This window comes from Brevundimonas alba (genome assembly GCF_011927945.1).
GTDB classification, from domain to species: Bacteria; Pseudomonadota; Alphaproteobacteria; order Caulobacterales; family Caulobacteraceae; genus Brevundimonas; species Brevundimonas alba.
On the sequence record NZ_JAATJM010000001.1, the window covers coordinates 1797893 to 1818512 of the forward strand.

Annotated in this window: 26 protein-coding genes; 12 read left to right on the top strand and 14 right to left on the bottom strand. The window is 68.6% G+C overall.

The window, feature by feature from the left end; translation table 11 throughout:
* Positions 1-37 precede the first annotated feature (37 nt).
* Positions 38-685, top strand: a complete 648-nt coding sequence (locus GGQ87_RS08735; protein ID WP_342448336.1) for a glutathione S-transferase family protein — start codon at positions 38-40, stop codon at positions 683-685.
* A 15-nt stretch (positions 686-700) separates the two neighbouring features.
* On the opposite strand, the gene GGQ87_RS08740 is transcribed toward GGQ87_RS08735, so the two are convergent.
* Complete coding sequence (locus GGQ87_RS08740; protein ID WP_168046608.1) at positions 701-1702, bottom strand: M28 family metallopeptidase; 1002 nt, start codon at positions 1700-1702, stop codon at positions 701-703.
* 140 nt (positions 1703-1842) lie between these two features.
* Here GGQ87_RS08740 and GGQ87_RS08745 point away from each other — a divergent pair, with 140 nt between their 5' ends.
* The gene (locus GGQ87_RS08745) at positions 1843-2871 is read left to right on the top strand and encodes a phospholipase C/P1 nuclease family protein (protein WP_168046610.1); all 1029 of its coding nucleotides are present in this window, start codon (positions 1843-1845) and stop codon (positions 2869-2871) included.
* 6 nt (positions 2872-2877) lie between these two features.
* A complete protein-coding gene (locus tag GGQ87_RS08750; RefSeq protein WP_168046612.1) occupies positions 2878-3654 on the top strand; it encodes a TrmH family RNA methyltransferase in 777 nt (258 codons plus the stop codon).
* Here GGQ87_RS08750 and GGQ87_RS08755 read toward each other — a convergent pair.
* On the bottom strand, positions 3651-4361 hold the full coding sequence (locus GGQ87_RS08755; protein WP_168046614.1) for an NAD-dependent deacylase: 711 nt from the start codon (positions 4359-4361) through the stop codon (positions 3651-3653). The two genes, GGQ87_RS08750 and GGQ87_RS08755, sit on opposite strands and share 4 nt — an antisense overlap.
* A gap of 61 nt (positions 4362-4422) precedes the next feature.
* Here GGQ87_RS08755 and GGQ87_RS08760 point away from each other — a divergent pair, with 61 nt between their 5' ends.
* From GGQ87_RS08760 to GGQ87_RS08795, 8 genes are all read left to right on the top strand, one after another.
* The gene (locus GGQ87_RS08760) at positions 4423-5529 is read left to right on the top strand and encodes an S-(hydroxymethyl)glutathione dehydrogenase/class III alcohol dehydrogenase (protein WP_168046616.1); all 1107 of its coding nucleotides are present in this window, start codon (positions 4423-4425) and stop codon (positions 5527-5529) included.
* A gap of 59 nt (positions 5530-5588) precedes the next feature.
* Complete coding sequence (locus GGQ87_RS08765) at positions 5589-5972, top strand: VOC family protein (RefSeq protein WP_168046618.1); 384 nt, start codon at positions 5589-5591, stop codon at positions 5970-5972.
* Between the two features lie 146 nt (positions 5973-6118).
* Positions 6119-6952 (top strand): S-formylglutathione hydrolase, encoded by an 834-nt coding sequence (gene fghA / locus GGQ87_RS08770; protein WP_168046620.1) that lies wholly within the window; start codon positions 6119-6121, stop codon positions 6950-6952.
* A gap of 20 nt (positions 6953-6972) precedes the next feature.
* Complete coding sequence (locus GGQ87_RS08775; RefSeq protein WP_168046622.1) at positions 6973-7212, top strand: hypothetical protein; 240 nt, start codon at positions 6973-6975, stop codon at positions 7210-7212.
* Between the two features lie 87 nt (positions 7213-7299).
* Complete coding sequence (locus tag GGQ87_RS08780) at positions 7300-7914, top strand: superoxide dismutase (RefSeq protein WP_168046624.1); 615 nt, start codon at positions 7300-7302, stop codon at positions 7912-7914.
* A gap of 83 nt (positions 7915-7997) precedes the next feature.
* Complete coding sequence (locus tag GGQ87_RS08785) at positions 7998-8933, top strand: MBL fold metallo-hydrolase (RefSeq protein ID WP_168046626.1); 936 nt, start codon at positions 7998-8000, stop codon at positions 8931-8933.
* Between the two features lie 147 nt (positions 8934-9080).
* A complete protein-coding gene (rpsD, locus tag GGQ87_RS08790; RefSeq protein WP_168046628.1) occupies positions 9081-9698 on the top strand; it encodes a 30S ribosomal protein S4 in 618 nt (205 codons plus the stop codon).
* A gap of 138 nt (positions 9699-9836) precedes the next feature.
* Complete coding sequence (locus GGQ87_RS08795) at positions 9837-10226, top strand: hypothetical protein (RefSeq protein WP_168046630.1); 390 nt, start codon at positions 9837-9839, stop codon at positions 10224-10226.
* 6 nt (positions 10227-10232) lie between these two features.
* On the opposite strand, the gene GGQ87_RS08800 is transcribed toward GGQ87_RS08795, so the two are convergent.
* The 8 genes from GGQ87_RS08800 to map form a co-directional block, all read right to left on the bottom strand.
* On the bottom strand, positions 10233-10661 hold the full coding sequence (locus GGQ87_RS08800; protein WP_168046632.1) for an acyl-CoA thioesterase: 429 nt from the start codon (positions 10659-10661) through the stop codon (positions 10233-10235).
* The gene (gene grxD / locus GGQ87_RS08805) at positions 10661-11017 is read right to left on the bottom strand and encodes a Grx4 family monothiol glutaredoxin (RefSeq protein ID WP_168046634.1); all 357 of its coding nucleotides are present in this window, start codon (positions 11015-11017) and stop codon (positions 10661-10663) included. The genes GGQ87_RS08800 and grxD overlap by 1 nt, the downstream gene beginning before the upstream one ends.
* An 82-nt stretch (positions 11018-11099) precedes the next feature.
* Positions 11100-12017 (bottom strand): aldo/keto reductase, encoded by a 918-nt coding sequence (locus tag GGQ87_RS08810; protein WP_168046636.1) that lies wholly within the window; start codon positions 12015-12017, stop codon positions 11100-11102.
* Between the two features lie 3 nt (positions 12018-12020).
* The gene (locus GGQ87_RS08815) at positions 12021-12275 is read right to left on the bottom strand and encodes a BolA family protein (protein ID WP_168046638.1); all 255 of its coding nucleotides are present in this window, start codon (positions 12273-12275) and stop codon (positions 12021-12023) included.
* Positions 12276-12352: 77 nt separating this feature from the next.
* Entirely contained in the window at positions 12353-12868 is a 516-nt protein-coding gene (locus tag GGQ87_RS08820; RefSeq protein WP_168046640.1) for a GNAT family N-acetyltransferase, read from the bottom strand.
* Positions 12865-13863 (bottom strand): glycosylasparaginase, encoded by a 999-nt coding sequence (locus GGQ87_RS08825; protein WP_342448337.1) that lies wholly within the window; start codon positions 13861-13863, stop codon positions 12865-12867. Before GGQ87_RS08825 ends, GGQ87_RS08820 begins: the two co-directional genes overlap by 4 nt.
* Complete coding sequence (gene radC / locus GGQ87_RS08830; RefSeq protein WP_209282520.1) at positions 13860-14528, bottom strand: RadC family protein; 669 nt, start codon at positions 14526-14528, stop codon at positions 13860-13862. Before radC ends, GGQ87_RS08825 begins: the two co-directional genes overlap by 4 nt.
* A 196-nt stretch (positions 14529-14724) precedes the next feature.
* Positions 14725-15546 (bottom strand): type I methionyl aminopeptidase, encoded by an 822-nt coding sequence (gene map, locus GGQ87_RS08835; RefSeq protein WP_168046644.1) that lies wholly within the window; start codon positions 15544-15546, stop codon positions 14725-14727.
* Between the two features lie 107 nt (positions 15547-15653).
* Between map and GGQ87_RS08840 the strand changes: the two genes are divergently transcribed.
* Positions 15654-16406, top strand: a complete 753-nt coding sequence (locus tag GGQ87_RS08840) for a competence/damage-inducible protein A (RefSeq protein ID WP_168046646.1) — start codon at positions 15654-15656, stop codon at positions 16404-16406.
* Here the strand turns inward: GGQ87_RS08840 and GGQ87_RS08845 are convergent.
* From GGQ87_RS08845 to GGQ87_RS08860, 4 genes are all read right to left on the bottom strand, one after another.
* Positions 16403-17503 (bottom strand): endo-1,4-beta-xylanase, encoded by a 1101-nt coding sequence (locus GGQ87_RS08845; protein ID WP_342448338.1) that lies wholly within the window; start codon positions 17501-17503, stop codon positions 16403-16405. The two genes, GGQ87_RS08840 and GGQ87_RS08845, sit on opposite strands and share 4 nt — an antisense overlap.
* Entirely contained in the window at positions 17493-17903 is a 411-nt protein-coding gene (locus GGQ87_RS08850) for a flagellar export protein FliJ (protein ID WP_168046648.1), read from the bottom strand. Before GGQ87_RS08850 ends, GGQ87_RS08845 begins: the two co-directional genes overlap by 11 nt.
* Positions 17904-17916: 13 nt before the next feature.
* Positions 17917-19257, bottom strand: a complete 1341-nt coding sequence (fliI, locus tag GGQ87_RS08855; protein WP_168046650.1) for a flagellar protein export ATPase FliI — start codon at positions 19255-19257, stop codon at positions 17917-17919.
* A 68-nt stretch (positions 19258-19325) separates the two neighbouring features.
* Entirely contained in the window at positions 19326-20540 is a 1215-nt protein-coding gene (locus tag GGQ87_RS08860; protein ID WP_168046652.1) for a DUF418 domain-containing protein, read from the bottom strand.
* Positions 20541-20620: the final 80 nt, after the last annotated feature.

The following is a 20620-nucleotide window of genomic DNA, read 5'->3' on the forward strand; positions in this document are numbered from 1 at the left end:
GATAAGTGGGCCTTGTGATGGTTAAGCCGAATCTCGTTTGGCCAAGGCCGTCAAATCTGTAAGCTGTATTCGCAGATCAAAAACACTTTGCTGGGGCGCGATGCTTACTGTTTTCGGAGATATTCGCTCGGGCAACTGTTTGAAGGTCAAGTGGTTGCTGGAATGGCTCGGCCGTGATTATCGGTGGGTCGAAACCGACGTCATGAGCGGTGCGACGCGGTCCACAGAACTTCTCGCGATGAATCCGGCGGGACAGGTTCCGGCGATGGTGTCCGACGATGGTCGGGTGCTGGCGCAGTCGAACGCGATCATCGGGTTTCTGGGCGAGGGGACGGCCTTCATGCCGGCCGATCCGTGGGATCGCGCGCGGATGTACGAATGGCTGTTCTGGGAGCAGTACAGTCACGAACCTTACGTGGCCGTGGCGCGGTTTCAGCGGGCGTTCCTCGGCAAGGCGGCGGAGGAGATCGAGCCGCGGCTGATGGAGCGCGGCCGTGCGGCGCTGGATCGGATGGAAGCGGCGCTGACCGGGGCGGACTGGCTGGTCGGCAACGGGCCGACGCTCGCCGATCTGGCGCTGGTCGCCTACACGCGGGTGGCGCACGAGGGCGGGTTCGACCTTGGCGGATATCCGGCGGTCACGGCCTGGGTGGCGCGGACCGAGCAGGCGTTCGGGATCCGCTGATCCTTCCGCGGGGAACTACTGCCGCGGCTGCGGACGCCCGCCTTCGGCCCATTCCGGCTTGAAGTCGGTGGAGGCGAGCCAGCGAAGGGGCTCGACCAGCGACTGGATGGCCTGGGTCATGAAGGGGATGTCGAGGTGGGCCAGGTCGTCCTCGGCCGTGTGATAAGTCGGGATGGTGGCCCAGCCGGAGATGGTGTGGGCGACGACGCCCTGCAGGGCCAGCTGGTAGTTGTCCGAGCGCTCGAAGAAATGCTGCTCGGGATAGAGGTCGGGGGCGATCAGGGCGCCGCGCTCCTTGAGGGCCGCGCCGAAATTGGAGCGGTCGAAGCCGGTCATCATCATCACGCCCGCCGGCATGTTGGGGTCCTGGGCGCCGATCATCTCGATCTCGAGATTGGCGATGACGTCGGTCAGGGGCACGGGCGAATGGGAACCGAAATACTCGGAGCCGAGCAGGCCCAGTTCTTCGGAGCCGTAGCAGACGAACAGGATGCTGCGCTTCGGACGTTCGCCGGCGGCGAGGGTGCGGGCGAGCTCCAGCACGGCCGTCGTGCCCGAGGCGTCGTCGTTGGCGCCGTAGCGCACCGTGCCGTCCGGCTGGACGCCGAGGTGGTCGAGGTGGGCGGTGATCATGATGACGCCGGCCGACGGGTCGGAGCCCTGCAGCCAGCCGATGGCGTTGGTGGTGATCCGCACCGCGCCCTCGGGCCCGGTGACCGTGAAGCGGGGACGGCGGCCGGGGGCGCTGGGCGGCTGCTGGACCACGCCGGCGGTCTGCAGATAGCCGCTCATGCCGGGCGCGGGAGTAAGGCCGTATTCCTGGAACCGGGCGGCGACATAGGCGGCGGCGACGGCCTCGTCCGGTGTGGCGCTGCCGCGGCCACGCAGAGCCTCGCCGGCGAGGAAATTCTCATGGGCGGCGACGCGGACGGGATCGACGGTCGCCGGGCTTTGGGCGGTGGCGGCGGTGGCGAAGGCCAGCAGGCCGGCGGAAAGCAGAAGCGCGCGTTTGAACATGACCCAACCCCGGAAAACGATGCGGAAGCAGGGGTAGGGGGCCGGTGCGGGGGCGGTCAAGCGGGCCCGCCCCGATAATGCCGCTGGACGCCGCCGCGGCGTGGATTTAACCCGGCGGAACCCAGTCCGGAGCCTGTTCCATGAAGCGTTTCGCCCTCGCCGCCGCCGCCGTCTCGGCGCTGCTGCTCGCCTCCGTGCCCGCGGCCGTCTCGGCGTGGGGCAACACCGGGCACCGGCTGATCGGCGTGGCGGCGGTGCGGGGCCTGCCGGAGGAACTGCCGGGGTTCCTGCGCACGCCGGGCGCGGCGGCCGACATCGGCGAACTGGCGCGGGAGCCGGACCGGACCAAGGGGGGCGGACAGCCGCACGACCGGGAGCGCGACACCGCCCACTTCATCGACATGGACGACAACGCCCATGTGATCAGCGCCGCCGGGCCGTCGATCGACGCCCTGCCGCGGCTGAAGTCGGAATATGACGCGGCGCTGGTCGCCGCCGGGCTCGATGTCGACGACGCCGGCTACCTGCCCTACGCCATCTGGGACGCCTACCAGCATCTGGTGCGTGACTTCGCGACGTGGCGGGTGCTGAACGCCGCCGAGGCGCGCGAGACGGATCCGGGCAAGCGGGCCTGGTATCGCGAGGACCGGCAGCGGCGCGAGGCTGTGATCCTGCGCGACATGGGCTATCTGGCCCACTACGTCGGCGACGGCAGCCAGCCGCACCATACGACGATCCATTTCAACGGTTGGGCGCGGGATGCCGCCAACCCCGAGGGCTTCACCACCTCGCGGCAGACGCACGGCGCCTTTGAGGGGGCGTTCACCGCGCGGGTCGCCCGGCTGGATGTGGTCGAGGCGGCGATGAGCGCGCCGCGGCTGGAAGGTTTCGACCTGCGCGCGCGGGTGCCCGCTTATCTGAAGACGACGCTGGCGGAGGTGACGCCCTTCTACCGGCTGGAGAAGGCCGGCGGCTTCGGCGAGGGCGATGCGCGGGGCGCGACGTTCGCCATCGGGCGGCTGGCGGCGGGGGCGTCGGAGCTGCGCGACCTCTATGTGCTGGCGTGGCGCGACGCGGCGGACGACTCGATCGGCTGGCCGGCGGTGAAGGTGGCCGAGGTCGAGGCCGGGACCGCCGATCCGTGGCTGGCGATGTATGGCGAGGACTGACCGGACGTGAGCGAGCTCACCCCCCCCGTCGTCATCCTCGACAAGCCGCAGTTGGCCGACAACATCGGCGCGGTGGCGCGGGTGATGGCCAATTTCGGCCTGTCCGAACTGCGTCTGGTCAGCCCGCGCGACGGCTGGCCGCAGGACCGGGCATGGGCCACGGCCTCGGGCGCCGACTGGGTGCTGGACGCCGTGAAGGTGTTCGACAGCGTGGCGGAGGCCGTGGCCGACCTGAACACCGTCTTCTCGACCACCGCCCGGCCGCGTGAGACGCGGATGCCGGTGCGGACGCCGCGCGAGGCGTCGCGGTTGCTGTACGACGACCGGGCCTCCGGGCTGAGCGTGGGGCTGCTGTTCGGCGGCGAGCGGGCCGGGCTGGAGACGACCGACATCGCCCTGACGCAGGGGATCGTCACCATCCCCATCGATCCCAAGCATCACTCCTTGAACCTCGCGCAGGCGGTGGCGATCAACGCCTATGAGTGGCGGACGCTGATCCTCGACGCGCCGCCGCCGCGGTTCCGGGAGGGCGATCCGCCGGCGTCGAACGACCTGCTGATCGGCATGTACGAGCATCTGGAGAAGGAGCTCGACGAGGGCGGCTTCTTCCATCCGCCGGAGAAGAAGCGGTCGATGAGCCAGAACCTGCGGGTCATGCTGGGCCGGGCGGCGTTCAGCGAGCAGGAGGTGGCGACGTTCCGGGGCGTGATCCACGCTCTGGCCAAGGGGCGCGGCCGGGTGCTGGCCAAACTGGCGGCGAAGAAGGCGGCGGGCGAGAGCTAGAGGCCGGCGAAGAAGGCCGGCACGATCTCGGTCGCCGGACCGTAGCGGGCATCGTCGAAGAAACGGCTGCCGAGGGAGGGCTCGAGGTTGAGCTCGACCGTGCGGGCGCCGGCGTGGTTGGCCAGCTGGACGAAGCCGGCGGCCGGATAGACCGCGCCGGACGTGCCGATGGAGACGAACAGGTCGCAGGCGGCGAGGGCGGCCTCGATCCGGTCCATCCGCAGCGGCCATTCGCCGAACCAGACGATGTGCGGGCGCAGGCGACCTTTTGGACGAAACGGCGAGGGCTGGTCGGGGGCGAGGTCGCCGGGCCAGTCGAGGACCTGGCCGGTGGCGGTGCACTGCGCCTTGAGCAGTTCGCCGTGCATGTGGATCAGCTCGAAGCCGGCCGCGGGCGGGGTGGACGCATGGGCACGGTCGTGGAGGTCGTCGACGTTCTGCGTGACCAGCAGGAGGTCTCCGTCCCAGCGGGCGGCGAGCTCGGCGAGGGCTTGGTGGGCGGCGTTGGGCTCGACCTGCGCCAGCTGGCGGCGGCGCTGGTTGTAGAAGTCCTGCACGAGGGCGGGGTCGCGAGCGAAGGCCTCGGGCGTGGCGACGTCCTGCACGCGATGACCCATCCACAGACCGTCGGCGGCGCGAAAGGTGGGGACGCCGGACTCGGCGGAAATGCCGGAGCCGGTGAGGATGACGAGGTTTCTGTGCGTCATGCGGTTCCATAGCATCGGCGGTCTGTCCTAGAAGAACGCCAACGCACAGGAGACCCGATCCATGAAAACCCGCGCCGCCGTCGCCTTTGAGGCCAAACGTCCGCTGGAGATCGTCGAGGTCGATCTGGAGGGGCCGCGCGCCGGGGAGGTGCTGGTCGAGATCAAGGCGACGGGCATCTGCCACACCGACGCCTATACGCTGGACGGGCTGGACTCGGAGGGCATCTTCCCGAGCATTCTGGGCCATGAGGGCGCCGGGGTGGTGGTCGAGGTCGGGCCGGGGGTGACGAGCGTCGCGGTCGGGGACCATGTGATCCCGCTGTACACGCCGGAATGCCGGCAATGTAAAAGCTGCCTGAGCCGCAAGACCAATCTGTGCACCGCCATCCGGGCGACGCAGGGCAAGGGGCTGATGCCCGACGGGACCTCGCGATTTTCCTACAAGGGGCAGGCCATCGCCCACTACATGGGCTGCTCGACCTTCTCGAACTTCACGGTGCTGCCCGAGATAGCGGTGGCGAAGATCCGCAAGGACGCGCCGTTCGACAAGGCCTGCTACGTCGGCTGCGGCGTGACCACGGGCGTGGGGGCGGTGGTCAATACGGCCAAGGTCGAGCCGGGCGCCAACTGCGTCGTCTTCGGACTGGGCGGCATCGGGCTGAACGTCATCCAGGGGCTGAAGATGGTCGGGGCCGACATGATCGTCGGCGTAGACATCAATCCGTCCAAGGAAGAGTGGGGCCGCCGGTTCGGCATGACCCATTTCGTCAATCCGACGGATGTGCCGGACGTGGTGGCGCATCTGGTCGAGATGACCGGCGGCGGGGCGGACTACACCTTCGACTGCACCGGCAACACGGTGGTGATGCGTCAGGCGCTTGAGGCCTGCCACCGCGGCTGGGGCGAGAGTGTGATCATCGGCGTGGCCGAGGCGAGCAAGGAGATCGCCACGCGGCCGTTCCAGCTGGTCACTGGCCGGGTGTGGCGCGGCTCGGCGTTCGGCGGCGCGCGGGGGCGGACCGACACGCCCAAGGTCGTCGACTGGTACATGGACGGGAAGATCGAGATCGACCCGATGATCACTCATACCCTGCCGCTGGAGCGGATCAACGAGGCGTTCGACCTGATGCATGCAGGCGAGAGCATCCGCAGCGTGGTGGTGTTCTGAGGCTTGCGCGGCGCGGACAGTTGTTTAAGAAAACTGTCTGAACAACAGGAGGGGAAGCCATGTTCACCCACGTCACACTCGGTGCGGACGACGTCGAGGCGTCGCGGAAATTCTATGACGCCGTTCTGGGATCGCTGGGGCTGGAGCCAGCCAGCGGGCCCGATCCGAAGGGACGCTACTGGTGGCGGACGGCGCGCGGCGCCTTCGCGGTCGGCAAGCCGATCGACGGCGACCCGGCCTGCCACGCCAACGGCGGAACGATCGGCTTCCATGCGAAAACGCCCGAGATGGTGCAGGCTTTCCACGACGCCGGCGTGGCGGCGGGCGGCCGCTCGATCGAGGATCCGCCCGGTGAGCGGAATGGTCCGTTCGGGACGCTGGTGCTGGCCTATCTGCGCGATCCGGCGGGCAACAAGGTCTGCGCCATGCACAGGCCGGGGTGACTTTCTCATACCGCTCATCCCCGCGAACGCGGGGACCCAGTGCTTTGGGTGATCGGTCTGTCTAGACTGGCAGGAACGATCTCCTGAAACGCCTGCATCTCGCTGGAAAGAACTGGATCCCCGCCTTCGCGGGGATGAGCGGAAATATGGAAACCCTGAAGACTCACGCTGTTCACGGCGGCACCCTGCGTTATCTGCGGCACGACAGCGCGACCACCGGCACACCCATGACGCTGTCGGTGTTCACGCCCCCGGGCGAGGGGCCGTTCCCGGTGCTGATCTGGCTGTCGGGCCTGACCTGCACCGAGGATAATTTCACCACCAAGGCGGGGGCCTACCGAGCCGCGGCGGAGCATGGCGTCATCGTCGTCGCGTCGGATACCTCGCCCCGCGGCGAGGGCGTGGCGGACGATCCCGCCTATGACCTCGGGCAGGGGGCGGGCTTCTATGTGGATGCGACGCAGGCGCCCTGGGCGCCGCACTTCCGCATGGAGAGCTATGTCACGGGCGAGCTGATCGGACTGATCGACGCGGAGTTTCCGACGACGAAGGCGCGGTCGATCAGCGGGCATTCGATGGGCGGGCACGGGGCGCTCACGCTGGCGCTCAGGCATCCGCATCTGTTCCGGTCGGTGTCGGCCTTCGCGCCGATCGCTTCGCCGACGCGGTGTCCGTGGGGGGAGAAGGCGTTCGCGGCCTATCTGGGCGATGACCGCGAGGCCTGGGCGGAGCATGACGCCGCGCGGCTGATCGAGGCCGGCGTGGGCGACGGATGCTATGACGACATCCTGATCGATCAGGGGGACGCCGACCCCTTCCTGGCCGAACAGCTGAAGCCGGAACTGCTGACGGCCGCGGCGGAGGCGGCGGGGCAGACGGTCACCCTGCGGATGCAGCCGGGGTACGACCACTCCTACTTCTTCATGGCCAGCTTCATCGCCGACCATGTGGCGTTCCACGCCGAAAGGCTTAAGGGCTGAGTTCAAACAGGAAGCTTGCGATGAGCGACGAAGCCCACCTCGACGATACCTATGACAACCTCTTTTCAGCCCTGTGCGTAGAGCTGGGCTTCTGCCTGCATGAGAAGGGGCAGAAGCGCGTGATCGGCGCACTTTCCGATGGACTGGACGCCGCGACCAAGGCGGTGTTCGTCGCTGAGGGCGTCGACTTCCTCAATGCCTCCGGCGACCTGCGGCGGGCCGTGCGCGACTGTCTGAAGGCCAATCTGCCGGCGGGCTGAGGGGAACGGAATTCGGCCGCCGGCCTTGGGTTCGGGACACGGGCGCCTAGATGAGGGCTCCCCGAAACCTGTCGAAGGAGCCTCCCCATGGCCTTTACGCTTCCGCCCCTCCCGTATGACTATGACGCGCTGGAGCCGGCCATCGACAAGGAGACGATGACCTTCCACCACGACAAGCACCACCAGACCTATGTCGACAATCTGAACAAGGCGGTGGAGGCCGACAGCGCGCTGCAGGGCCAGTCGCTGGAGGAGCTGTTCGCGGGGATTTCGAAGCTTCCCAAGGCGGTCCGCAACAACGGCGGCGGGCACTGGAACCACAGCCTGTTCTGGGAGCTGCTGGCGCCGGTCGATCAGGCGGGTCAGCCCTCGGCCGAACTGGCGGCGGCGATCGACCGCGATCTGGGCGGCATGGACGCGTTCAAGGAGGCGTTCAACGCGGCGGGGGCCGGGCAGTTCGGCTCGGGCTGGGCCTGGCTGATCGTTCAGGATGGCAAGCTGAAGGTCACCTCGACCCCGAACCAGGACAATCCGCTGATGGATGTGGCGGACGAGAAGGGCGCTGTGGTGCTGGCCGCCGACGTCTGGGAGCACGCCTATTACCTGAAGTACCAGAACCGGCGGGCCGACTATCTGAAGGCGTTCTGGACGGTGGTGAACTGGAACAAGGCCAACGAACTGTTCGCCGCGGCGACGGCCTGACCCGAAAAGACGCCCGGTGCGCTGGCGCCGGGCGTTGCGGTTCCCAAGTTAGCGTAGCTGCAGTTCTCGCCCCCGGAGCCGTCATGACCTTTTATGCCCGCATCGCCGCCGCCAGCCTGATCCTCGCCGCCATGGGCGCGGCGGCCTGTTCGCCGGAGCCGGAAAAGCGGGAGGCGACGTCGACCCCGCCGGCCGCGCTGTCGCATCCGGACATCCACGCCTTCCGCATCGGCCAGATACAGGCGGTGGCGCTGAAGGACGGTGAGATGGCCTTCCCGGCCACGAACCGCGAGATGAGTCCATGGAGCGACACCGCCGAGGTGTCGGCGCTGCTGACGGCCTCGGGTCAGGCGGACGGGCAGATCCATCTGTCGATCCAGCCGCTGCTGGTCCGGGACGGGGAGCGGGTGGTGCTGATCGACACCGGCGCGGGCGGACAGATGGGCACGGAGGGCAAGTTGCTTGCCTCGCTGAGGGCCGCGGGCGTCGAGCCGGGGCAGGTGACGGATGTGCTGATCTCGCACGCCCACGGCGACCACGTCGGCGGACTGGCCGGCAAGGACGGCGCCCTGACCTTCCCCAACGCCGTGGTCCGCATGAGCGCGGCGGAGTGGGAGTTCGCCAAGGCCGGCGCGGCCGAGGCGGGAGCCGCGCCTCTGCTGGCGGCCATCACGCCCAGGGTGCAGACGTTCGCGCCGGGCGCGCAGGTGACTCCCTCGATCAAGGCGGTTCCGCTGGCGGGGCATACGCCGGGGCACAGCGGCTATGAGATCGTCTCGGGAACCGAGCGGCTGCTGTATATCGGCGATGCGATGCACAGTTCGCTGGTCTCGGTGCAGCGGCCGGAACTGGTGAACGGCTGGGACAGCGATGGCGCCCCCGGCGTGACCACGCGGCAGGGGCTGCTGAACCGGGGGGCGTCGGAGAGCCTTCGGGTTTACGGCGTCCACTTCCCGTTCCCCGGCGTGGGCCGCTTCCAGCGTCGGGACGACGGCTTCGTCTGGGTTCCCGAGTCTTGACGCGGCGGGCCTGGGCGGTCATAAGCCCCGCCTTCACGCCACCGGCTCGCCGCGTTGCGTGATCCACTACGGACGATGCGTGGACCGCCGTTGAGATCGTCCCTCCAGTTGGGGAGGGACCGGGCCGCATCATATAGAGAGTGACTTATGTCCAAGCGCCACAGCGCCAAGTACAAGCTCGACCGGGCCATGGGTGAAAACCTCTGGGGCCGTTCGAAATCCCCGGTCAACAAGCGTTCCTACGGCCCCGGCCAGCACGGCCAGCGCCGCAAGTCGAAAGTCTCGGACTTCGGCCTGCAGCTGAAGGCCAAGCAGAAGCTGAAGGGCTACTACGCCAACATCACCGAGAAGCAGTTCGCCGCGACCTATGCGGAAGCTGCTCGCCGCAAGGGCAACAGCTCGGAGAACCTGATCGGCCTGCTGGAATCGCGTCTGGACGCCATCGTCTACCGCGCCAAATTCGTGCCGACCCCTTGGGCCGCGCGCCAGTTCGTCAACCACGGCCACGTGACCGTCGACGGCAAGAAGGTCGACATCGCCTCGTACCGGGTCAAGCCGGGCCAGGTCATCGAGGTCAAGGAAAAGTCCCGCGCCATGGCGCTGGTGCTCGAAGCCCAGCAGTCGTCGGAGCGCGACGTGCCTGACTACCTCGAGCTGGGCGACCGCGGCTTCTCGGTTCGCTACGTCCGCGTGCCTGAACTGGCCGACGTGCCGTTCCCGGTGAAGATGGAGCCGAACCTGGTGGTCGAGTACTACTCGTCCTAAGCGCTTCGCCTTCGACAGGATTTCAGGGGCCCCGGAGCAATCCGGGGCCCCTTTCCGTATCCGCCCGAGCCGGGTTCCCCTTGCGGGCGAACAGGCGCACATTGGGGCTGTTCAGGATTTCGGCGCGGGAGGCCGGGAATGAAACGGATCGTCACGCTCGCCGGAGCGCTCGCGCTGGCCGCCGCCCTGCCGGGTTGCGCGCTTGTCGACCGGTTCATGCCGCAGGATCAGCCGGTCGAGACGGCTGAGGCTCCGGGCCAGATCGAGGCGGTGCACGCGGCCGCCATCGTGCAGGACCAGGCCGTGTTCTGGGTCAGCTCGAACGGCTGCACGGAGAAGGCCGATCTGACGCCGGTCGTGCGCCGCGACGGCGAAGGCTCGGTGATCACCCTGCGCCGGATCAAGGAAGACCGCTGCCAGCAGCCGCGCGCCGAGGGCGTCGAGATGCGCTGGACCTTCCAGGAGATGGGACTGGCGCCGGGCAGCCGGGTCTCGGTCGAGAACCCCTACCAGCTGCCACGCGGCTAAGGCCGGTCAGCGCGCCTCGAACGCGGGCAGCATGTCGGCGGGGATGCGGTGCGGCCGCATGGTCGCGGCGTCGACCAACACCCACTCCGAGACGCCCTGCGCGCAGAGCCGGCCCTCGGCGTCCTCGATGCGGACATAGCGGTTGAAGCGTGGGCCCTGCGGGTCGCCGACCCATGTGCGGGCCTTCACGCCGACGGCGTCGGGAAGCAGCGGGCGGAAATAGTCGATCTCGTGCCGGACGGCGACCCACGACCAGCGGGCGCGGGTTTCGGCGTCGAAGCGGGCGTTCCAGTGGGCCGTGCCCGCGTCCTGCAGCCAGCCGACATAGACGACGTTGTTGACGTGGCCGTTGTCGTCGATGTGATCAGGACGGACCTCGAGCGGGACGACGAAGATCTCGCGGTCGGTCCGGGGCTCGAGCTGGGCCTTCGCCATCAGGCGTCGGCGTCGCCGAGGGGCACGCCCTTGTCGGTCAGCAGGGTCTGGAGCTCGCCGGCGTTGAACATTTCGCGGACGATGTCGGAGCCGCCGACGAACTCGCCCTTCACATAGAGCTGGGGAATGGTCGGCCAGTCGCTGAAGGTCTTGATGCCGTCGCGCAGGGCTTCGTCCTGCAGCACGTCGACGCCGACGAACGACGCGCCCACGTGGTCGAGAATCTGCACCGCCAGCGAGGAGAAGCCGCAGCGCGGCGCGTCCGGCGTGCCCTTCATGAACAGGACGACGTCATGCTCTTTCACCGTATCGGCGATGAAGGCGTGGACGGGATTGGCGACGGCTTGATCGGTCACTGCAACGGGCCTTTCGGTGAAGGCCGTCAGCTAGGCGCCCGAAGGGGCCGGGTCAAGGCGCCGGAAGGCCTCAGGGCCGGTGTCAGGCCGCCTTGGCGCCGGCGACGCGGGCCATTTCGATCTGGGCGGCGAGGCCCGGGGGCATGTCGCGATCCGGCACCAAGGCCAGCATGTTGAGCCGTTCGGTGTCGCTGGCGCGGATCAGCACGCTGGAGACCGACGGGTCGGTCAGGGCGTAGGCGAGGCAGATGGCCTCGGCCGGCCAGTTGTTGGTCCGGTGCAGGAAGGCGAAGGTGCCGGCGTGGGCCAGCGGGTTCGCCTTCGATTTCGAGCCGCCGAAGCCGAACAGGCCCTTCTTGGGCTGGTGCACCGCCGCGGCCTTCTTCGCCGTGTCGAGGCTTTCCGGGAAATAGTCGTAGACGAAGATGGCCATGTCCGCCTCGCGGGCGGCGCGCAGGCGTGAGCGGATCTGCCAGGGCGAGTTGACGTGGAACGGCGTGGTCAGGACGTCAAAGGCGCCGGTCGAGACATAGGTGTCCATCACCTCGCCCTCGCCGGAGATGCCCAGCAGGCGGACGCGCTCGGTGGCGCGCAGGGCCTTGAGGGCGCCGAGGGTGGGTTGCGGCAATTCGTGGTCGGCAGGCTCGTCCAGAACGGCCAGATCGAACCAGCCCAGGCCGGAGATGCTGAGTGCGCGGTCGATGGCCGAGGTGATGCCCTCGGCCGAGAAGTCGCGGTCCGAGCCGCGGCGGCCGTCGCCGGCGCCGAGGGTCAGGGAGACCTGCACCAGCTTGCGGTCGACGTGTTTCAGAGCCTGGCCGAGGATTTCCGCCAGCACGGGATCGGCGGTTTCCAGGCGGTAGCTGTTGATGCCGGCTTCGAGGGCCGAATAGATCAGTTCACGGCCGGCTTCCGGGCCTTGTGCGATGTCGCGCGGCCCGAGGCTCAGCGTCAGCGCCGAAACTGCCTGACCCGCCTGTCCGAAGGGACGGTAGCGCATGGTTCAGTCTCCTGCCGGCGAGGCTTGGGCCGGCGTCGAGGTTTCGAGCGCCAGGGCGTGCAGTTCGCCGCCCATCTTGCCCTTCAGCGCCGCATAGACGAGCTGGTGCTGACGGACCCGCGGCAGACCGGCGAAGGCCGCAGAGACGATGCGGGCGCGATAGTGGTCGCCGTCGCCGGCCAGATCGTCGATGACGATCTCGGCGTCGGGAAAGGCTTCGGTCAGATGACCGCGAAGCTCTTCGACAGGCATGGGCATGGGCGGACGGCGTCTCTCACGAATTTCGCCCGCCACAATGCCGCGTAAACCTTAATGGCTGGCTACAGCGTCGCGGTTCAGGCGGCGGTGCGCTCAAACAGGGTTACCGCCTCGCCCTTGTAGGTGGTCTCGACGTAGGGGGCGTAGCCCGCGCGGCGGGCGAGGGCGACGGAGGGGGTGTTGTCCGGCGAGATCATGCAGACGGTACGGGCGGCGTTCAGGCTGTCGTCGCACCAGGCGAGGGCGGCGGACAGGGCCTCGAAGGCCAGGCCCTTGCCCTGGAAGCGCGGATGGACGCCCCAGCCGAGCTCCGGCGCGTCGAAGGCGGGCTCCATGACACGATGGTAGTCGAGAACGCCGACGCTGCCGACATAGTCGCCGCTGTCCTTCAGGCGGATCGTCCAGTTGCCGTGGCCCAGCGCCTCCCAGTGGCCGATGTCGCGCAGCAGGCGGAACCAGACGTCCTCGCGGCTCAGGGGATCGGGGAAGATATGCTGGATGAAGGCGGGATCGGCCCAGAGCGCGCACAGGTCGTCGTAGTCGGACAGGGCGGCCGGCGTCAGTGTCAGGCGTTCGGTGATCAGGGTAGTCATGGGGTCTCGAAGAGGGCTCCGGCTCGCTCGATGCGGGTATGGCCGGCGGCGTCGGTCACGGCGTAGGTGAAGCCAGGCTGGAGTGCAAAGCCGCCGGCGCGGCCCTGTTTGTCGAGAGCCAGCAGGGCGACCTGCGAGGCGGCGACCTTCGAGCCGCGCAGCCGGGCGAGCCGTTCGATGACGCGGCGGCAGGCGGCGGTCGGGTCGAGGCCAGCGCGCATGGCTTCGACCACCGAATGGGCCCCGGCGACACGGACAACGTCCTCGCCCACACCCGTGGCGGTGGCGCCGCCGACCTCGTCGTCGACATAGAGGCCCGCGCCGATGATCGGGCTGTCGCCGACGCGGCCGCGCATCTTGAACGCCATGCCCGAGGTGGTGCAGGCGCCCGCCATGCGGTTGGCGGCGTCGATGGCCAGCAGGCCGATGGTGTCATGGTTGCCGGGACCGCCGGGCATGGAGCGCCAGTCGGTGTTCTCGCTGTTGATGCGGGGCGCGTAGTCGGCGGTTTTCAGCCACTCCCGCCATGCCGCCTCGGCGCGGGGCGTGAGCAGGTTCTGAAGCTCGAAGCCCTGATCGATGGCGAAGGTCCGGGCGCCCTCGCCGACCAGCATGGTGTGGGGCGTGCGCTCCATGACGCGGCGGGCGACGGAGACGGCATGGACGACGTCCTCGAGCGCGCAGACGGCGCCGATGTCCCCGGCCCAGGTCATGACGCAGGCGTCCAGCGTCACGCGGCCGTCGCGGTCCGGGAGGCCGCCCAGCCCGACGGAGGAGTTGCTTTCGTCCGCCTCGGCCACCCGACCGCCCGCTTCGACCATGTCCAGCGCAGAGCCGCCGCCGGACCGGGCCGCGACACCAGCGGCGTTTGCGGCGGCGCCGAAGTCCCAGGTGGAGACCATGACGGCGGGGGACGCGGGCTGGGCGGAGACCGCGCCGGCGAGGGCGGCGACCGGAGCGGCGCCCAGCAGGGCCCTGCGCGATGGCCCGCTCACATCAGCCCCAGCTGTTTGAAGCTGGCGACGCCGTCACGGCCGACGATCAGGTGGTCGTGGACGGAGAGGTCGAGAGCGCGGGCGGCCTCGATGATCTGGCGGGTCATCTCGATGTCGGGCCGGGACGGGGTCGGGTCGCCGGAGGGATGGTTGTGGACGATGATCATCGACTTGGCCGAAAGCTCCAGCGCCCGGCGCACGACCTCGCGCGGATAGACCGGGGCATGGTCGACGGTGCCGCGATTCTGGATTTCGTCGAGGATCAGCTGGTTGCGGTTGTCGAGATAGAGGACGCGGAACTGCTCGCGCGGCTCGTGCTGGAGCGAGAGGCGGACGTAGGCGAGCAGGGCCGTCCAGGAGGAGATGACGGTCCGCTTGCTCGCTTCTTCGAGACTGACCCGCCGGGCGACCTCGTGCAGGGCGGCGAGGTCGAGCGCCGTCTCCGCGCCGATGCCCTTGGTGCGCCCGCGGGCGTCCTCAGTCCGGACCGTCATGAGATCCTCGACGGAGGCGGCGAGCACGGCCGCGAGAGAGCCGAACCGCGCCAGCAGGGCCTTGGCGATGGGTTTGACGTCGCCCTGCGGCTGGCTGCGGAACAGGAAGAGTTCGAGGAGTTCGTAGTCGGGGAGGTGGTGGAGGCCGGCGGCTCTGGCGCGGTCGCGCAGCCGCTCGCGATGGCCGGAGAGGCCGGCGCTCTTGAGGGGAGCAACCGCCGCCGGCGCGGAGGCCGGGCGGGGGGAGAGGGTGGGGAAGGGCAGCACTGCGGACACGGCGGCCTCCAGCCAAGCTGCCGCACCATGTCAGAACATAAGAAGAACGTCCAGTTCGGCGGCGGCCCCGGTCAGGCTCGCCGGCGGCCCGTCAGAATTTCGGGCGGAACAGGCCGGCGGGGCTGGCGGTGAAGAGTTCGCAGCCGTCCTCGGTGACGCCGATGCTGTGTTCGCACTGGGACGACAGCGACTTGTCGCGGGTCACGGCGGTCCAGCCGTCGGACAGAACCTTCACGTGCGGCTTGCCCAGGTTCACCATCGGCTCGACGGTGAAGAACATGCCGGTGCGCAGGGTCGCGCCCTCGCCGCGGCGGCCGTAGTGCAGGACGTTGGGGCTGTCGTGGAAGACGCGGCCGATGCCGTGACCGCAGAAGTCGCGGACGACCGACATGCGGTTGGCCTCGACCACCTGCTGGATGGCGTAGCCGATGTCGCCGAAGGTGGCTCCCGGTTTGATCACGGCGAGGCCGGCCGCGAGAGAGTCATAGGTGACGTCGATCAGTTTGCGGGCGCGGGCGTTGATATTCCCGACGGCATACATGCGGCTGGAGTCGCCGTGCCAGCCGTCGACCAGCACCGTGTGGTCGATATTGACGATGTCGCCGTCCTTGAGAACCTTGTCGCCGGGGATGCCGTGGCAGACGACGTGGTTGATCGAGGTGCAGACGGTCTTTTCGTAGCCCTTGTAGCCGAGGCAGGCGGGCAGGGCGCCGTGGTCGAGGGTGAACTCGCGGATGCGGTCGTCGATCTCGCCGGTGGTGACGCCCGGGACCACATAGGGGGTGATCATGTCGAGCGCCTCGGCCACCAGACGGCCGGCCTTGCGCATGCCCTCGAAAGCCTCGGCGTCGTGGACGCGGATTTCGTGGGTGCGGACGAAGGCGTCGCTGTCCAGTTCGGGGGTCTCGTACATCAGGCGGGGCTTTCGGGGTCTCGGTCGGCGCGTTCAGATGGCGATCATAGCACACAAGCTCAAGGCGTTACGATGACCGCGCGTCCCTGACCGTATAGCGTAGACCCATGACCAAACCGTCTCCCACCGCCGCCGTGCTGATCATCGGCGATGAAGTCCTGTCCGGGCGAACGCAGGACACCAACCTGAACACCATCGCGCGGTTCCTGTCGGCGCTGGGGATAGACCTGCTGGAGGCGCGGACGGTGGGGGATCGGAAGGGGCAGATCGTGGAGGCGCTGAATGCGCTGCGGGGCGCCCATGACTACGTTTTCACCACCGGCGGCATCGGGCCGACACACGACGACATCACGGCGGACGCGGTCGCCTCGGCGTTAGGCGTAGGCCTGCCGGAGCATCCGGAGGCGCTGGCGATCCTCGAGCGGCGCTATGGCGACGAACTGAACGCGCCGCGGCGGCGGATGGCGCGGATACCGGAGAGCGGTTCGCTGATCGCCAATCCGGTGACCGATGCGCCCGGGTTCCAGATCGGCAACGTCTTCGTAATGGCGGGGGTGCCGAAGATCATGACAGCCATGCTGGAGGACGTGGCTCCGCGCCTGAGGAAAGGCGCGGTGGTGCAGGCGCGGACGGTGCGGGTAACCGGCGTCGGCGAGGGCAATATCGCGGACATTCTGACCGCGGCGGCGCGGGCGCAGAGGGATATCAGCTTCGGCAGCTATCCATTCGGCGCGGGAACGGCGGGCGAGATCGGGACCAATCTGGTGGTGCGCGGGCGGGACGCCGAGGCGGTCGACGCCGCGGTGGTGGCGCTGCTGGCCGAGCTGGAGATGGCGGGGATCGATGCGGCTGTGGTCTAGGCGCCCGCGCGGCCGCTGAAGGCGTCGGCGACGGCCTGATAGGCCGGATTGGCGCGGCCATGGGCGTCGAGCAGGAGGGGGCTGTCGTCGTCGCCCTTGCGGTTCGGATCGCGGAGCAACCAGCTGTCGGTGTCGCGCAGGCCCCAGGTGGTGAAGGCGTAGCGCTGGCGCTCCGGCAGGGCCATGAAGGCCTCGGCCAATTCGCCGACGCGGGCGACCTGCTGCGCCCGCTTGCCGGCCATGGAGCGCAGGTCCGGCATGCGGCCGTCGCGCTTCATCGGGAAGTCGAGCTCCGAGACGTGGATCGGCAGCCCCAGCGAGGCGGCGTCGCGCATGAAGGCGGTGATCTGGCCAGCGGGGATTTCGATGTCGAGGTGCGACTGGGTGCCGATGCCGCCGACAGGCGCGCCGAGCTTGAGCAGGCGCTCGACCAGCCGGAGGAAGGTCGCGCCCTTGGCCGGGATGTTCTCGAGATTGTACTCGTTGAGGAACAGGACGGCGTCGGGATCGGCGGCCTTCGCCTGCTGGAAGGCACGAACCATGTAGCCGTCGAGACCCAAGGCGCGGCTCCAGTGACAGTCGCGCAGGCCGTTTCCGTCTTCCGCCACCGGCTCGTTGACGACGTCCCAGCCGGCCATCCGGCCCCGATAGCGGCTGACCGCCGTGGTGATGTAGCGATCGAACTCGGCGGCGAAGCGGTCGCGCGGGAGATCGTCGTTGAAGAATTCGGCGCCCTGGGCATACCAGATCAGGGTGTGGCCGTGGACGCGCAGGCCGTTGTCGCGGGCGAAGGCGACGACCCGGTCCGACGGCCCGAAATCATAGGTGAAGCCGGGACCGAGGGTGCGCTCCATCTTCTGCTCCCACTCGGGGGTCAGCTGGGAACAGTGGCGGAGGATCTGTTCGACCCATTCAGGCTGGTCGAGCTGCCAGGTCATGCCGGTGGCGCCGAAGGGGCAGGGGGCGATCGACTTCAGCGGCGCGGGGATCGGGCCGGGCGTCTGGGCCACGGCGGCCGAACGTTCGGTGCAGGCGGCGATCGCGAACGGGGCGGCGAGAACGGCCCGGCGGTTCAGGGCGAACCGGTCAGCCGGCACGACGCCTCAGACCCAGTTCGTCGAAGGCGGCGGTTTCGCGCTTGCCGGCGGCGATCAGCCGGTTGAGGCGCGTCGTTTCAGCGACGTGCTCGAACTTCTTGAGTTCCTCGAAGGCGCCGGTGAGGGCGTCGCGGGCGCCATCCTCTTCCGCGCTGATCTCGACGACGTCGGCCTGGGCGGCGGATTTGCGCAGCTTCCAGCCGTTCAGATAGGCCTGCAGCAGGAGACCGGCCTCGGCATCCTCGCGGGCGCGTTCCTGCTCGATCTCGACCTCGGCCTCGAGCACGGCGATACGCATTTCGGCGGAGGCGCGGCGGGCGGTGATCTCGGCGAGGCGCTTCTGCAGCGTCTCGACCTCGTAGTTGGAGATGCGGATCAGGGATTGGGCCCAGGCGGTCATCGTGCGTCTCCGGTCACTGGACCATTCCTTGATTCAGAATGGTTTCCAGACGGTCAAAGGAATCGGCCAGTCGCGTCACGTCATGGTGATCCTGCCCGAGGAAGGCCTCGAGCGCGGGATTGAGGGCGATGGCGCGGTCGACGATCGGGTCCGCGCCTGTGCGGTAGGCCCCGATCTTGATCAACTCTTCCATGTTGGCGTAGGCCGACAGGCACTGGCGGGCGCGGCGGTTCAGCTCCCGCTCCGGCGGCGTCTGGCAGCCCGGAAGCGTGCGGCTGACGGACTTGAGCACGTCGATGGCGGGGAAGCGGCCGCGCTCGGCGATCTTGCGGTCCATGACGATGTGGCCATCGAGGATGCCTCGTACAGCGTCGGCGATGGGCTCGTCATGATCTCCGCCGTCCACCAGCACGGTGAACAGGGCGGTGATCGGCCCGGCGGTCGTGCCGTCGGAGCGGACGGGACCGGGGCCAGCGCGCTCCAGCAGCTTGGGCAGTTCGGTGAAGACTGTGGGCGTGTAGCCCTTGGTGGTGGGCGGCTCGCCCGCAGCGAGGCCGATCTCGCGCTGGGCCATGGCGAAACGGGTGACGGAGTCCATCAGGCACAGGACTTCAAGGTCCTGATCGCGCAGGAATTCCGCGATGGCCATGGTCATATAGGCGGCCTGCCGGCGTTTCAGTGCCGGCTCGTCGGAGGTGGCGACGACGACGATGGCGCGGCGCAGGCCTTCCTCGCCGAGCGTCTCCTCGATGAACTCGCGGACCTCCCGGCCCCGTTCGCCGATCAGGCCGACGACGACGACATCGCAGGTGGCCTGACGCGCCAGCATGGAGAGGAGCACCGACTTGCCGACGCCGGAGCCGGCGAAGATGCCGAGACGCTGGCCACGGCAGGTGGTGGTGAAAACGTCCATGGCGCGGACGCCGAGGTCGAGCCGCTCTCCGACCCGGCCGCGCGAATGGGCCGGCGGCGGGGGCGCGCGCAGGGGGTAGGCGGCGGGGCCGAGGGGCAAGGGCCCTTTGCCGTCGATGGGCGTCCCGAAGGCGTCGATGATGCGGCCCAGCCACGCGGTGGTGGGACGCACGGCGGCGGCGGTGTCAATGATGCGGATGTCGGCGCCGGGGGCCACGCCCTCGACCGGCCCGAATGGCATCAGCAGGGCCTTGGCGTCGCGGAAGCCGACGACCTCGGCGGGCAGGGGTGACAGGTGGCGGCGCTCGATCTCGGCCCGGGCGCCGACCGCCAGGCGCGAGAGGCCGCCCTTGGACTCGATCAGCAGACCGTTCACGCCCGCGACCTTGCCGGTCACGACCAGCGGGTCGATCGCTTCGACGGCGGCGGCGAGATTGCGCAAACGAGGGCCCCTGAACAGGCCTTAACGGATGCGGGATCGTGGTTAACCAGCCGTGAAGATCGGGCCGTCTATCCCCGCTTGAGCGCGGGTTTCACGCCGTAGGTGGCCCAGCGCCATAGCCATTCCGCCGGCCCGTACGCGTAACGGCCGAGCCACCAGCGGCTGAACACGATCTGCACGGCGAACACGACCAGCGCGAAGGCGAGACTGAGCGTCGGACCCATCCACGGCAGCAGTCCGAAACCGAAGCCGTACAGGAAGACGAAGAAGAAGGCGCTCTGGGTCAGGTAGTTGGTCAGGGCCATCTGGCCGACGGAGCCGAGGCCGGAGAGGAACCGGCGAACCCGCGGAAGCTGGCAGAGGATGATGATCAGGGCGCCGTAGCCGAGGGCGAGGATAACCTCGGCCACCGGGTTCAGGCCGCGGAAGATCGGCTGGGCCCAGACCATGGGCTTCAGTTCGAGGGACTTCATGATCGGGCGGAGCAGCGTCAGCATCAGCCCGAGCGGGATGAAGGTGGCGGCGACAATGGAGAAGCCTGTCAGATACCGCTGCGGCGCCTGCAGCCAGCCCTGCCGGAAAATCCAGCTGCCGATCATGAAGCGGCCGAGGATCCAGCCGAGATAGCTGAACGCGATCGGCTGGCCGTAGAATTCAAAGAAGGTCCCGCGGAACATCGCGACGACGAAGGCCGGATAGTCATGGCCCATGACGAACGGCCAGCGGCTGGCCGCTCCGGCATCGAAAATGGCGAGGAAGGGCGGGGGAACGTCGGGGTAGGCGAGCTGATAGTAGAGCATCAGCAGGCCGGGCAGGACGCCGGCCAGAAACACGCCGACAGCGAGCAGGAGCTTGCCGGGCCATTTTCGGGTCAGGAGCAGGAGGAAGCCCATGGCGGCGTAGGCGTTGAGGATGTCGCCCATCCAGAGCAGCAGCACATGGGCGAGGCCGACGATCAGCAGGACCGTCAGGCGCCGGAGGTAGATACGCGTTCCGTTGCCGCCCCTCTGGCCGATCCGCTCCATCATGATGGCGAAGCCGAAGCCGAACAGCATCGAGAACAGGGCCTGCGCCTTGCCGCCCATCAGGAGGTGCGAGGCGAACCCGACGATCTTCTCCAGCGTCGGCAGTTCCGTCAGGCCGTGGATTTTGTCGGCGGGAACGAGGAAGTCGCCCATGCCGAGGACGTTCATCCACAACACCCCGAACAGGGCGAAGCCACGGATGATGTCGACCTCGCCGATCCGGTCGGCCTGGGCGGTGGGCAGTGTAGCGTCTGTCATGTGAGCGTCCCCCGGCAACCAAGCTAGGCCGTGGGAATCTGCGGGTCCAGCCTTGCGGCGCGAGTATTCGCCCTATCTTG

What these genes read in the sequence shown, in the direction of transcription:
- GGQ87_RS08740 (WP_168046608.1), bottom strand. Translation starts at nt 1,702, where the DNA reads ATGTTCAAACGCGCGCTTCTGCTTTCCGCCGGCCTGCTGGCCTTCGCC.
- GGQ87_RS08745 (WP_168046610.1), top strand. Translation starts at nt 1,843, where the DNA reads ATGAAGCGTTTCGCCCTCGCCGCCGCCGCCGTCTCGGCGCTGCTGCTC.
- GGQ87_RS08755 (WP_168046614.1), bottom strand. Translation starts at nt 4,361, where the DNA reads ATGACGCACAGAAACCTCGTCATCCTCACCGGCTCCGGCATTTCCGCC.
- GGQ87_RS08760 (WP_168046616.1), top strand. Translation starts at nt 4,423, where the DNA reads ATGAAAACCCGCGCCGCCGTCGCCTTTGAGGCCAAACGTCCGCTGGAG.
- GGQ87_RS08765 (WP_168046618.1), top strand. Translation starts at nt 5,589, where the DNA reads ATGTTCACCCACGTCACACTCGGTGCGGACGACGTCGAGGCGTCGCGG.
- fghA (WP_168046620.1), top strand. Translation starts at nt 6,119, where the DNA reads ATGGAAACCCTGAAGACTCACGCTGTTCACGGCGGCACCCTGCGTTAT.
- GGQ87_RS08775 (WP_168046622.1), top strand. Translation starts at nt 6,973, where the DNA reads ATGAGCGACGAAGCCCACCTCGACGATACCTATGACAACCTCTTTTCA.
- GGQ87_RS08780 (WP_168046624.1), top strand. Translation starts at nt 7,300, where the DNA reads ATGGCCTTTACGCTTCCGCCCCTCCCGTATGACTATGACGCGCTGGAG.
- GGQ87_RS08785 (WP_168046626.1), top strand. Translation starts at nt 7,998, where the DNA reads ATGACCTTTTATGCCCGCATCGCCGCCGCCAGCCTGATCCTCGCCGCC.
- rpsD (WP_168046628.1), top strand. Translation starts at nt 9,081, where the DNA reads ATGTCCAAGCGCCACAGCGCCAAGTACAAGCTCGACCGGGCCATGGGT.
- GGQ87_RS08795 (WP_168046630.1), top strand. Translation starts at nt 9,837, where the DNA reads ATGAAACGGATCGTCACGCTCGCCGGAGCGCTCGCGCTGGCCGCCGCC.
- GGQ87_RS08800 (WP_168046632.1), bottom strand. Translation starts at nt 10,661, where the DNA reads ATGGCGAAGGCCCAGCTCGAGCCCCGGACCGACCGCGAGATCTTCGTC.
- GGQ87_RS08810 (WP_168046636.1), bottom strand. Translation starts at nt 12,017, where the DNA reads ATGCGCTACCGTCCCTTCGGACAGGCGGGTCAGGCAGTTTCGGCGCTG.
- GGQ87_RS08815 (WP_168046638.1), bottom strand. Translation starts at nt 12,275, where the DNA reads ATGCCCATGCCTGTCGAAGAGCTTCGCGGTCATCTGACCGAAGCCTTT.
- GGQ87_RS08820 (WP_168046640.1), bottom strand. Translation starts at nt 12,868, where the DNA reads ATGACTACCCTGATCACCGAACGCCTGACACTGACGCCGGCCGCCCTG.
- map (WP_168046644.1), bottom strand. Translation starts at nt 15,546, where the DNA reads ATGTACGAGACCCCCGAACTGGACAGCGACGCCTTCGTCCGCACCCAC.
- GGQ87_RS08840 (WP_168046646.1), top strand. Translation starts at nt 15,654, where the DNA reads ATGACCAAACCGTCTCCCACCGCCGCCGTGCTGATCATCGGCGATGAA.
- GGQ87_RS08850 (WP_168046648.1), bottom strand. Translation starts at nt 17,903, where the DNA reads ATGACCGCCTGGGCCCAATCCCTGATCCGCATCTCCAACTACGAGGTC.
- GGQ87_RS08860 (WP_168046652.1), bottom strand. Translation starts at nt 20,540, where the DNA reads ATGACAGACGCTACACTGCCCACCGCCCAGGCCGACCGGATCGGCGAG.